Here is a 12,472-nt window from a genome sequence, read left to right as displayed (position 1 = left end):
TGCTAGGTTACAAACCTCGCGCCGCGATTAAATCGCCCCTAGATTGAACAAATTTCAATCCACAAAGGTCAACACGCCCTAGTTTTACTAGGCCTTTTTTGTTGAACAAATCCAAGGGCAGCAGTAAACTAACGTCTGTAACTAAAATTTAGGTTATCTCATATTTAATAGGAGAACTGATTGTTAAAGCAGGATGAAAACTTATCCTTTATTATCGAACCTGAGCTCAGCCCTCGTTCTGAGCAACGCATTGATTTGTATTTCTCTATCCCAAACGAAATGGGTATTAACCCACAAACCTTAACCGAAGAGTCTTACTTCAATAACCACTTTAAATCTTATTTAGCGTATAACGCCAATAATATTCACCTACCTTTAGTACGAAGCCGTTTTGTCAGTAAAAATAAAGGTGAACAGCAAGATTATCGGCAGAACCTTAATCTTTATTGTTATCAAGTCAGATTAGCTATTGAAACGGATATCAAAGAAGCGCTTAAAATAGAAGAACTTGATGAGTTTTATCAACGGGCCATTGAGCTGTGTGAACAAAGCCAAAGCTTACTAAAAAAATTGCGCCGTTATACCCCAGAAGATGAAAAGCTAATTTCATTTTACACTAATGCCGATAATTATTTGAGTTGGCAAATTGAACAGTCATTTTTAAGGTTACTGGATGAAGGCCCACGAAGTAGCGATCACGCAAAAGAACGCACTGATTTGCTGAATTTTTGTAAGTTTGAACAAACATACCGCCAAGAGCAGCAGTACAACTCAGATTCAACACTTAAAGATGCTAACCGTATTACTAATAAAATGCGTTTGTTACAGCGTTTAATTGAGCATGGCGTCGTATTAACAAGACAAACTCGTCATTTAAATAGTTATTTAAAGCGGTTAGTAAAAGGCAGCGTGACGGCAGTTATAATGGCCTTAGTCATGTTGGTTGTACTTAATGCGCGCAGCACTTTTACAGAAGTAACAGCAACATTGATTATTATTCTTGGTGCTATTTACGGTATGCGTGAAATATTTAAAGAAGATATAACCCGGGTTATTTGGCGAGCAATTGTAAAAGGACGGCCGAAGTGGCGCTTTCAATTTAATAACAGTGTTACGAAAGATAAAATTTCAACACAATATATTTGGCTTGAATACACTCGCTTTAAACATATTCCGCAGCAAGTGAGGAATATATTTTCAAAACGACGACAACAGAACAAACAAGCCGCGCAATGGTTACATTTTGCCAGTGAAACGCGAGTTAATGCCAAAGAGTTTTTACCCGGTTATGATAGTTTGCAGCAAACACTGCAATTTAACTTGGCACCTTTTGCTCGTTATTTAAAAAAAGGTGAAGGTAAGCTGTATAATGTTGAAAATAATAAAATATCTAAACAAAGTGTGGAGCGTCGCTATCAGCTAAACTTGGTAGTCGTTTATAGCAGTGCTGATAAAGTAACGCACCAGCGCTATAAAATCACTTTAAATAGAAGTAAAATTGTAAATATAGAGCTGATTTACAGTGAAAAATAATTTTTCTCGTTGAGCTGAGTGAAGCTGTTATTCTATTTTCTTTGATCAGTGGCTTGGCTATAAAAACCAGATGGTGATCAGTTACCATCTGGTGAGGCTATTATTTTTCTAGGCCTGTTTTACTATATAACGAGACGCGATCAGAGACTAAAGTGATCTCAATCTTTTTATCACCACCGCCCCATGTGCAGTTAGTGTGTAGCGTTTTTTCAACACATTTTTCAGCTGCCCCCAATATTGCTTCAACGTCAGTTTTATTCATACCAATTTCAATTTTTTCGTAATTTTCTAAATTGATTTTTGAACAAGCCGACAACGTTAAAATGGCAGCAACTATTAATAATTTTTTCATTTTTTAACTTCCTTTATTTAGTGTTTGAACTTTCTAATTTGTACTATCATTCCCATTTTCGGGTGGTCAAAATAATGAACTTCATTGCTAATTACACGCTTAAATTGTGAAAAACGAGCACGCTGAATATCGCCTGTTGGTAATGCTTCATTGATGTCAAAATTTGCGTTAATGAAAAGATAATGACGAAGGTAAATATTGAAAACCCCTTCTAGCTCCCAGCTATCGCTGGCTTTTTCTTCTGTGGTAGGTAATGAAGAATTGAAGCTAACTTGATTAATAAAATCATCACTTTGGTAGTTCGCTGTTTTAGCTATATAGGGGGCTGGTATCAGTTGCCCGCCAAATAACGAAATGTGTTCAGATCGTGATTTACTTGCACCTTTAAAACGCCAGCCCGTATGCAATAGCGGTTTCAATCCTTTACGAACAAGTGATTGCTGTTGGGGTATGAATTTTAATTGTTCAGGTGCTAACAGGTACGTTTGCTCCATGTCATCTCTTACAGGCGCTAAAGGGCTTAAAGGCAGTACGTTGTAGCTACTTAGGTAATCAATACTCTCATCACACAAGTTTGAACGACTAACGCTTATTAATGAATCAGTAAAAGAGGCTGAGTTAAAACGACTATCACCATTAATACAATCTTGTTTGGCTTGCTCTTCATAAATAGGTGTGAGTAAATCAAGGTTATTAGATTTTTTTATCGGGTCTTTATCTAAGCTGAAATCTTCTTGCATGTAGGGGGCAGGGCGTTGCTTAAAAATCAGCACTTCCACTTCAAACCAGCGTTCAGCAAATGCAGTGCTACTAAATACACAACACAACAATAATAGGGACTTTTTAAACAACATTAATGGCTAACCTTTTTAGAGAAATCTGCAATCATTGCAGTGACCATTTTTAAACGCTCACGGGCACTTGCCTCATTGATCGCAAAACGCAATTTATTTGCGCCATCCATTTTGTACACCTTAGGCGCACTTTGTATCAAACCTATAATGAAGCTAGGATTAACCTTTGTATCTTGGCTGAACTCAAAATAACCTCCTTTAGGGTTTGCCTCAATTTTTTTAATTCCCAGTTCGCTGGCTTTTAGCTTGAGTTGTTGAAGGCTGAATAAGTTTTTAGCCGCATCAGGCAATAAACCAAAACGGTCAATTAATTCAACCTGTAATTCATCCATATCATCTACATTAGCACAGCTGGCAACGCGTTTGTACATGCCCAATCGTGCATTTACATCGTGAATATAATCATCAGGTAACAGTGCTGCTAATTTTAAATCCACTTCGCTTTGTTGTTGTAATAAGTTATCAAGCGTTGGCTCTTTGCCATCACGCAGTGACTTGACGGCTTGCTCAAGCATTTCCATGTATAGGTTAAAACCAATGGTGTGCATTTGCCCTGATTGATCATCGCCAAGTAGCTCACCTGCGCCGCGGATCTCTAAATCGTGAGTTGCCAGCGCAAAACCTGCGCCTAAATCTTCTAGTGACTCAATGGCTTCTAGGCGCTTTACAGCATCTTTAGACAGCGCTTTATGGTTACCTGTTAGTAAATAAGCGTATGCTTGATGATGGCTACGTCCAACGCGACCGCGCAATTGGTGAAGCTGCGCTAAGCCAAGTTTATCAGCACGATCCATAATAATCGTGTTTGCGGTCGGGATATCAATGCCGGTTTCAATAATGGTCGTACACACGAGCACGTTATATTTTTGATGATAAAATTCACTCATTAATTGCTCTAAATCACGCTCGCGCATTTGCCCATGAGCAGAGGCAACACTTGCCTCTGGTACCCATTCGCTGATCTCTTCAGCAACGCGGTCGATGGTATCTACGTTATTGTGTAAAAAGTAAACTTGGCCACCGCGTTTAATCTCTCGTAGTATGGCTTCGCGTATCAATTCGGCGTCGCGTTGGCGCACAAAAGTTTTAACCGCAAGGCGTTTAGCAGGTGGTGTGGCGATAATTGATAAGTCTCGCATACCACTCATGGCCATATTTAATGTTCTGGGAATTGGAGTGGCCGTCAGCGTTAATATATCTACATCAGCACGTAGTGATTTAATTTTTTCTTTTTGGCGAACACCAAAGCGATGCTCTTCATCAACAATTAATAAGCCTAAATCTTTAAAAATGATATCTTGTTGGATCAGTTTATGCGTTCCAATCACGATATCTAGCTTGCCATTGGCCATTCTTTCAAGTGTGTCTTTTTGTTCTTTTGGAGAATTAAAGCGAGACAAAACGCCCACTTCAATTGGAAAATCAGCGAAACGGTCTTTAAAATTTTCATAATGCTGTTGGGCAAGTAAAGTGGTCGGTACAAGCACCGCGACTTGCTTATCATCATTAATAGCGACAAATGCAGCCCTCATAGCGACTTCGGTTTTACCAAAGCCAACATCGCCACATACTAGTCGATCCATCGCTTGTTTACTTTGCATATCACCGAGCACCGCTTCAATGGCACTGCGCTGATCGTCTGTTTCTTCAAACGGGAAGCCATCACTAAACGCACGATAAGCTGCGCCATCAAGAGCGAATGCATTTCCTGGTTTAGCTTGGCGCTGCGCATAAATATCTAATAGCTCAGCTGCAACATCACGCACTTTTTCAGCTGCACGCTTTTTAGCTTTGTCCCATGCATCAGATCCAAGTTTATGAAGTGGGGCGCTTGCTTCTTCACCGCCAGAGTAGCGGCTTAGCATATGCAGTGCTGACACTGGGACGTAGAGTTTTGCTTCACCCGAGTAGGTGATAGTGACAAATTCAGTGACTAGACCTGCGGCGTCAATGGTTTGTAGCCCTTGGTAGCGGCCAACACCATGATCAAGGTGAACAATAGGCTGGCCTACTTTTAACTCAGCTAAATTACGTATTAGTGCATCTTGGCTTGCTTCGTATTTATGCTTTCGACGACGTCGTTGCGATACTTTTATGCCGAGTAATTCTTGTTCAGTAATAATAGTCAGCGGTGGTTTACTGCTTAGCACAACACTTTGTTCAAGTGGGCTTACAATTAAGCCAACATCACTGTTACTTGCTGTAAATTCATCAAACGTATTAAATTCTTTTAACTTTAATCCACTCGGTTTTAGTATTGCCAGTAATGACTCACGGCGACCATCCGATTCAACAGACAGTAAAACACGGCCTTTTTGTTTTTTCTGTGTACTGACGTAGTCAATAAATGCGTGATAGGGCTCATGTAGCTTATGGTCAATACGGATTGCAGGGAGTTCTAATGTGGCTAAGTTTTTATTACTCGCTTTGGTAGGTAGCTTAGCCTGCGAGAGTTTAATGCGGGCAAAGTTACCTAAATTTGAAAACAGCTCATTAATGGGTTGATATAAGCTGACAGGTTCAAGTAGTGGGCGCAGCGGATCAACACGACGGTTTTCATATCGGACATTTACGTCATGCCAAAAATTATCCGCGGCATGTTCAACATCCCCTAATTGCATTACCGTCGTTGTATCAGGGAGGTATTCAAAAATAGTGGCTAATTGATCAAAAAATAGCGGCATGTAATATTCAATACCTGCCGGCCAGTTTCCTTTAGTGACTTGCATATAGACTGAGTCTTGCTCAGAGCTAGCTCCAAATTTTGAGCGGTAATTAATACGAAAACGCTCTATATCAGCTTCGTTTGTTGGAAACTCATGGGCAGGCAGTAACTCTATTTTTTCTACTTTATCGTCAGAGCGTTGGCTTTCAACGTCAAATAAGCGAATTGAATCAAGCTCATCATCAAAAAAGTCAAGCCTAAAAGGATGCGGGCTACCCATTGGGTATAAATCAACAATAGAGCCTCGAATTGCATACTCACCGTGTTCCATTACTTGTTGCACATGTAAATAACCAGCTTGCTCTAAGTTATTGCGCAAGCTATGGGTATCTAAAATATCACCCACTTTAAAGTTTATAGTGGAGCCATAAATAAATGATGCAGGAGCAGTGCGTAGCATTAGGGTTGAAACCGGCACAATTAATACACTTTGTTGTTCTTTTTTGAGCGTATTTAATGTTGCTAGGCGCGCTGAGATAATATCTTGGTGTGGCGAAAAATGATCATAAGGAAGAGTTTCCCAATCAGGAAACACCATGACAGGATGATTTGGTAATAAGTACTCTAATTCAGTTTCTAAGCGCAAGGCACTGGGCGTGTCAGGTGTGACGATTAATACCAAACCGTCTTGTTGCTGAACCCCTTGAGCGATAGCAATACTTAATCCGCTACCGGTGAGTTGCCCCCATTGAATTTTATCTTTTTGAGATTTTACCCAAGGCAAGGCTGCCCATTGCGCAAACGCCATTTATTACTCCTTTATTTGACCTCGCAAGGTCACTATTTTAGTCGCGATAGATTCTAGTTAAGTCTTGGTAATGATCGATTCGACGATCCCGTAAATACGGCCATATACGTCTTACGTTTTCTGAGCGTTTTTGATCAAGTTCGATTACTAAAATTTGCTCATCAGTTGTATTAGCCTCAGAGAGTAGCTCACCTTGAGGGCCCGCAATAAATGAATTCCCCCAAAATTGAATACCGTTACTTTGAGCACTCGGGTCATTTTCATGGCCAACACGATTACAACTGATCACAGGGACTCCGTTTGCTACGGCATGCGCACGTTGAGAGATCACCCAAGCATCTTTTTGGCGAGCTTGTTCGCCTTTGTCATCACGCGGATCCCAGCCAATAGCTGTTGGGTAAATTAGTAGCTCAGCACCGGCCATAGCCATTAAGCGTGCGGCTTCAGGAAACCATTGATCCCAACATACTAACACGCCAAGTTTACCAACCGAGGTTTGAATTGGTTCAAAACCAAGATCACCTGGTGTGAAGTAAAATTTTTCGTAAAAGCCTGGGTCGTCAGGAATGTGCATTTTACGGTATTTGCCCGCAATAGTGCCGTCTTTTTCAAGTACGACGGCTGTATTATGATAAAGCCCTGTTGCACGTTTTTCAAAAAGAGACGCGACAATAACAATGCCAAGTTCTTTAGCAAGTTGGCCTAAAGTATTACTGCTAGGGCCAGGTATTGTTTCAGCTAAATCAAATACATCAACGTCTTCAGTTTGGCAAAAATAAAGACTGCGATGGAGTTCTTGAAGCACCACTAATTGCGCGCCTTGGCTTGCGGCATCGCGAATACCTGCGATTGATTTTGCCATGTTTTCGTCGGCATTATCACTATTTGTTTGTTGCACTAGGGCAACCGTTAACTTATCAGGGCTATTCACTTAGGGCCTCCGGCTAAAAATCCACGCGGTAATTGCATGGTAATACAATGTAAACTTCCAAATTGTGCAATGATTGGTAAACAATTCACACCAATAATTTTATGACTAGGGTAGGCGCTTTGTATACGTTTAAGGGCTAATGCGTCATTGCTGTCATTATACGTCGGTACAAGCACGGCATTGTTAATGATTAAATAATTCGCATAGGTTGCAGGGAGCCTATCATTGTCAGCGTTAAATACAGCTTTAGGCCATGGCAAATCAATTAATGTGTATGGTTTGCCTGTGTGAGTTGTAAAGCTTTTAAGCTGTTTTTCCATCGCATCTAGGGCGCTGTAATGCTCGTCATTGTTGTCGTCACATTTTACATAGACAAGGGTATTGTTAGGTGCAAAGCGCACGAGAGTATCAATGTGACTGTCGGTGTCATCACCGGCTAAGTAACCATGGTCTACCCATAAAAAGTCGTTTGCACCCAGCTGAGTACGTAAAACGTGCTCAATATCATCAGTGCTCAGTGACGGGTTACGATTTTGGTTGAGTAAACACTCGCGTGTGGTGAGCAATGTACCGTATTCATTTATTTCAATACCCCCACCTTCAAGTACTAAATCAATGGCTTGATATTGATTATTGGAATGAGCGAGTTGTTTGACAAGCACTGCATTAATTTGATTATCCAATGTGCTTTCAAACTTGTTACCCCAGCCATTAAACGTGAAGTCGTTTATTGTTAGTTCTGCGGGGTTATCAAGCGATGCGCAGGTCAAAGGTCCATGATCGCGTGCCCATGTATCATTACATGGAGTCACTACAAAATGCACGCGACTTAAATCAACATCATTGGTAAGCAATAATTGCGTTATATGTGTTTTAAGTGTGTCATCGTGCGCGACGATCACTAACTGTTGAACGTTACATATATGTTGGCAAAGCTGTACATATACGGGCTCAACAGCGGTTAAATTATCACGCCAATCAGTGGCTTGATGAGGCCATGTTAGCATGACAGCGTCTTGCTCGGCCCATTCGGGTAAAAGTCTAAAGTTCATGGATTTAATAAACAAACAAAGGTGTTGCTAGTTTAGCATTTCGGCCGAAGAAGTCAGCTTTTTCATGGTTAATGTTCAGGTTTTGTTGGTGTGTTTGTGCTTTTATCGTTTTGGAATGATCCATCTAAAGGCGTATCGAGCGCTTGCTGTTGTTGGCGTTTTTTGAGCTGTCGCGTTTGTGCATGTAAAGTAGCGCGAACAACGAGTTCTTGATCTGAATCACGAATGGCAATAAATAGCAGCGTATATTGATATTGATCGTCATCTTGCTTTTCAATCGCAACGACTTCGGTATAACAATAAACGGCAGATGCTTCATGCTGTAAAAACAATTTTGTGCGAAATGTGTGACCTAATGAATACACGCTATCTGAGGTGAATTTAACACCGCCACCGCCATAACTATCGCAGTACATTGTATTATCTTCGGGCTGTTCTGATGCCAATATATGGCTCATTATTAGGTCTATTTTACGCGATTGTGCTTGTAAAAATACGGCAAGTTCTTGTGCTATATCGCCTAAGTTACGCAGTGGCCGTAATGAACTTAACTCTAATTCACTGACTTCATTGGCAAGCTTAAATAATGGGGGAATATCAGCTTCGAGTTGTGCGAGAGTTTTGGGAACCGCATGAGGGTCAACTGCAAATAGATTTACACGGTTACTTTCATCAATTTGAAAATATTGCTCAAACTCAGTTAGTTTTTCATTGTTCATATTAAGGCTCCTCGACGCACGAACTATTATATACCCAAGCCACCTCAAGATGCAGAATTCAGCGTTTCACAGGGGCTTATTATCAAGGCGTTACTTTGCAAGAATGGCCATCCCTTTTAAGAAGTAACAACGCTGATAGTAAGTGCCTGTGAAACGCCCAACGGGTTGGTTTAAAAGCGATTTATACTGCGTTATTGATTTTAACAATAGAACTACTATTATTTACAATCAATGCCTTGCCTAAATCGCTTTTAATTCCAACTGAAACTCGCATTTTGAGGTGGTTTGGGTATAGTAGCGCTCGCGAGAAGAAATTGCTAGTTATCTGACACCCATAAAAAAGGGCAAACTACTGTTTGCCCTTATATTTTTAATCGCTATTAATTATAAATTACTTTCAGGTGTATCTACATTTTCACGCTTATGATGCAGGGCTATTTCATCCGCTAGCTCAGTGCGAGAACGTTTTTCACTTAGCTTACGATCTGTTAGCCAGTAAAAGAATAATGGTACAAAAAACACGGCTAAGAAAGTGGCGGCCATCATGCCACCCATCACGCCTGTACCAACGCTATGACGTGCACCAGCTCCTGCGCCAGAGCTAAGTACCAATGGAACAACACCTAAAATAAACGCTAATGATGTCATAATTATTGGCCTAAAACGCAAGCGTGCTGCTTCAAGTGCTGCGGCGCTGGCACTCCAGCCTTGTTGGTGCTTCATAAGGGCATATTCAACAATTAATATGGCATTCTTACTGGCCAGGCCAAGGAGTGTTACTAAGCCAATTTGAAAGTAAACATCGTTTGTCATGCCGACTAACCAAATTGACACCAGTGCGCCAAATGTACCAAATGGTAGTGCAAGCATAACTGATAATGGTAACGACCAGCGCTCGTATAAAGCCGCAAGAATTAAAAACACCATAATAACAGCCAGGCCAAGTGCGATACCTGTAGTGCCAGAACTTCGTTTTTCTTGGAATGCAGAGCCTGTCCAATCGTAGGTCATATCAGGTGGTAACACGGCTTTTGCGATGCGTTCCACTTCAGCAATTGCTTGACCAGAGCTATAACCGGGAGCTGCATTACCGAGCAGTTTTACCGCCGGTAAATTGTTGTAGCGGTTAAGGCTCTCAGGCCCGCGGCTAAAATCGACATTTGTAAATGCAGACATTGGCACCATGGTTCCTTGGTTGTTTTTAACATAAATACGGCCAATGTCATCAGGCTTCATCCTAAACTCAGCTTCAGCAGACATCAATACCTGCCATGCACGACCAAACTTGTTAAAGTCATTGACATAGTAAGTGCCCAGCGTGCCGGCAAGGGCGGTAAAGGCATCGTCAATTTCAATACCCATTGCACGTGCTTGTTCGCGGTCAACATTTACTTTTAGCTGTGGGGCATTAGGACGCCAAAGCGTTTGCAAGCCACTTAAAACAGGACTCTTTTGTGCTTCAGCCATCATCATTCCCATGGCTTGTTGTAGTTTCTCGGGGCCACCAGCACCTTTGTTTTGAATATAAAACTCAAAACCACCGGTACTGCCTAAACCAAAAATAGCAGGGGGATTAAATGCAAGTACTAAGGCTTCGTTAATATGTGCAGTTTTCATAAACAGCTCATTGACGAGGCTTTTTGTATCTATCTCGCGTTCATCCCAATGTTTTTGGGTAACAAACAAGGTCGCGGCACTATTTTTATAACCGCCACCAATAAAGTCAAAGCCTGTAAAAGCAACCACGTTTTCATTGGCTGGGTTTGATTGCACTGCTGCAATTACTTCTTTTACTACTTCCTCAGTGCGTTCAAGCGATGAACCATCAGGTAAGAAAATAGCGGAGATGTAATAACCTTGATCTTCATCAGGGACTAAAGAACCAGGGGTATTTTTCCAAAGTCCAATAGTAATAGACACCATGCCAATCATTAATAATAAACCTAATGCGCCACGGCGAACCATATAGCCAACCGCGCCAACATATTTACTGGTTATTTTAGTAAAAATACGGTTAAACCATAAAAAGAAGGAGGCTGTTTGTTTATGTTCTTGTTTTAAAATAAGTACACATAACGCGGGAGTCATGGTCAATGCGACGACACCAGATAAACTCACTGCAATTGAGATGGTAATCGCAAACTGGCGGAATAACTCACCGGTTAAGCCACCTAAAAAGGCTATGGGCACAAATACAGAGCAAAGTACGAGTACAATCGCGACGACCGGACCTGATACTTCTTTCATTGCTTTTATGGCAGCTTCGTGGGCGCTGACATGCTCTTCATGCATAATCCGTTCGACATTTTCCAGTACAACAATGGCATCGTCAACAACAATACCAATGGACAGTACCATACCAAACAGAGTGAGTGAGTTAATAGAATAACCAAGCATGTACATACCAGCAAAAGTACCTAATAAAGACACTGGTACAGCTAATGTTGGAATTAACGTCGCGCGCCAATTTTGTAAAAACAGATACACGACCAAGAAAACCAATATCATTGCTTCAATAAGCGTGATCACAACTTCACGAATAGACACTTCAACAAAGCGAGTGGTGTCGTAAGAGTTTAAATGCGCAAGACCGACAGGGAATTGTTGTTTAATTTCTGCTAGTACACCATTTACTTCTTCAGCTACATCAAGTGCATTTGCACCAGGTTGTAAAAATATACCTAAAAGTACGGCTTCTTTACCGTTAATAGTACCGCTGAAATTGTAATCTTTTGACCCTAATTCAACACGTGCAATATCTTTTAAACGTAAACTACTGCCATCTAAATTTGAACGAATGATAATCTCTTCAAATTGGCTTGGCTCAGACAAACGCCCTTGTGCGGTAACACTATAAACCAGTTCTTGGGCTGATTGGGAGGTTGGCGTAGCGCCAATTTTACCCGCAGCGTATTGTGAATTTTGTGAGCGAATAGCACCTGCTATTTCTTCAACGGTAACACCTAATTGACTCATTACATCTGGGCGTAACCAAATACGCATAGCGTAATCTTTCGCACCAAATATTTGTACGCTGGTGGTTCCAGGTATACGTTTAATACGATCTAAAATATTGAGGGTAACGTAATTTGAGGTCCACAAGCTGCTGCGGCTTTCATCGGGAGAATAAAAGGCATGAACTTGCAAGAAGCTTGATGAGCCTTTTTGAACAACCACACCTTGACGACGCGTTTCTTCAGGTAGGCGCGCTTCAACTTGCTTAACGCGGTTATTGACGTTCACAGCCGCTTGGTCAATATCGGTACCAATTTCAAAGGTTACCTCAATCGTGGTTGCGCCTGAGCTGGTTGATGTAGAAGCCATGTACATCATGCCTTCAACACCAGTGATCGCATTCTCAATAGGCGCTGCAACGGTTTGTTCAAGCACCTCAGCAGATGCACCCGGATAAGCTGCAGTTACTTGCACAACAGGAGGGGCTATTTCAGGGTATTGTGCGATGGGTAAACTGCGCATTGCAGCTAAGCCAGCCAATACAATAACAATTGAAATAACAAATGCAAAAATAGGTCTGTCTATAAAATAACGAGAAAACAT

8 protein-coding genes are annotated in these 12,472 nt (G+C 41.2%); 1 reads left to right on the top strand and 7 read right to left on the bottom strand.

What is annotated here, in order from left to right; all coding sequences use genetic code 11:
- The first annotated feature begins 180 nt into the window (after positions 1 to 180).
- Positions 181 to 1,533, top strand: coding sequence for a hypothetical protein (locus A7967_RS05740; protein ID WP_054203521.1), 1,353 nt, complete (start codon positions 181 to 183; stop codon positions 1,531 to 1,533).
- Between the two features lie 100 nt (positions 1,534 to 1,633).
- Here the strand turns inward: A7967_RS05740 and A7967_RS05735 are convergent, their stop codons facing one another.
- The 7 genes from A7967_RS05735 to A7967_RS05705 all read right to left on the bottom strand — a co-directional run bounded on the left by A7967_RS05735 (position 1,634) and on the right by A7967_RS05705 (position 12,472).
- On the bottom strand, positions 1,634 to 1,885 hold the full coding sequence (locus A7967_RS05735; RefSeq protein ID WP_064435487.1) for a hypothetical protein: 252 nt from the start codon (positions 1,883 to 1,885) through the stop codon (positions 1,634 to 1,636).
- Between the two features lie 17 nt (positions 1,886 to 1,902).
- Positions 1,903 to 2,739 (bottom strand): peptidoglycan binding protein CsiV, encoded by an 837-nt coding sequence (locus tag A7967_RS05730; RefSeq protein WP_064435486.1) that lies wholly within the window; start codon positions 2,737 to 2,739, stop codon positions 1,903 to 1,905.
- Positions 2,739 to 6,212, bottom strand: coding sequence for a transcription-repair coupling factor (mfd, locus tag A7967_RS05725; RefSeq protein ID WP_064435485.1), 3,474 nt, complete (start codon positions 6,210 to 6,212; stop codon positions 2,739 to 2,741). The genes A7967_RS05730 and mfd overlap by 1 nt, the downstream gene beginning before the upstream one ends.
- A 37-nt stretch (positions 6,213 to 6,249) precedes the next feature.
- Complete coding sequence (locus A7967_RS05720) at positions 6,250 to 7,143, bottom strand: carbon-nitrogen hydrolase (protein ID WP_054203525.1); 894 nt, start codon at positions 7,141 to 7,143, stop codon at positions 6,250 to 6,252.
- Positions 7,140 to 8,195 carry an agmatine deiminase family protein gene (locus A7967_RS05715; RefSeq protein WP_054203526.1) on the bottom strand — a complete coding sequence of 352 codons (1,056 nt, stop codon included), beginning with the start codon at positions 8,193 to 8,195 and terminating at the stop codon, positions 7,140 to 7,142. The genes A7967_RS05720 and A7967_RS05715 overlap by 4 nt, the downstream gene beginning before the upstream one ends.
- A gap of 68 nt (positions 8,196 to 8,263) precedes the next feature.
- On the bottom strand, positions 8,264 to 8,914 hold the full coding sequence (locus A7967_RS05710; protein ID WP_054203527.1) for a PilZ domain-containing protein: 651 nt from the start codon (positions 8,912 to 8,914) through the stop codon (positions 8,264 to 8,266).
- 384 nt (positions 8,915 to 9,298) lie between these two features.
- Positions 9,299 to 12,472, bottom strand: coding sequence for an efflux RND transporter permease subunit (locus tag A7967_RS05705; RefSeq protein ID WP_054203528.1), 3,174 nt, complete (start codon positions 12,470 to 12,472; stop codon positions 9,299 to 9,301).

The organism is Pseudoalteromonas neustonica, assembly GCF_001653135.1.
In the GTDB taxonomy this organism is placed as follows: Bacteria; Pseudomonadota; Gammaproteobacteria; order Enterobacterales; family Alteromonadaceae; genus Pseudoalteromonas; species Pseudoalteromonas neustonica.
Note: the sequence above shows the minus strand (reverse complement) of the source record. Positions and strands in the feature narration are given on the sequence as shown.

Bases quoted from the DNA above. Each gene is read 5' to 3' on its own strand.
- A7967_RS05735 (WP_064435487.1), bottom strand. From the start codon at position 1,885: ATGAAAAAATTATTAATAGTTGCTGCCATTTTAACGTTGTCGGCTTGT.
- A7967_RS05730 (WP_064435486.1), bottom strand. From the start codon at position 2,739: ATGTTGTTTAAAAAGTCCCTATTATTGTTGTGTTGTGTATTTAGTAGC.
- mfd (WP_064435485.1), bottom strand. From the start codon at position 6,212: ATGGCGTTTGCGCAATGGGCAGCCTTGCCTTGGGTAAAATCTCAAAAA.
- A7967_RS05715 (WP_054203526.1), bottom strand. From the start codon at position 8,195: ATGAACTTTAGACTTTTACCCGAATGGGCCGAGCAAGACGCTGTCATG.
- A7967_RS05710 (WP_054203527.1), bottom strand. From the start codon at position 8,914: ATGAACAATGAAAAACTAACTGAGTTTGAGCAATATTTTCAAATTGAT.
- A7967_RS05705 (WP_054203528.1), bottom strand. From the start codon at position 12,472: ATGTTTTCTCGTTATTTTATAGACAGACCTATTTTTGCATTTGTTATT.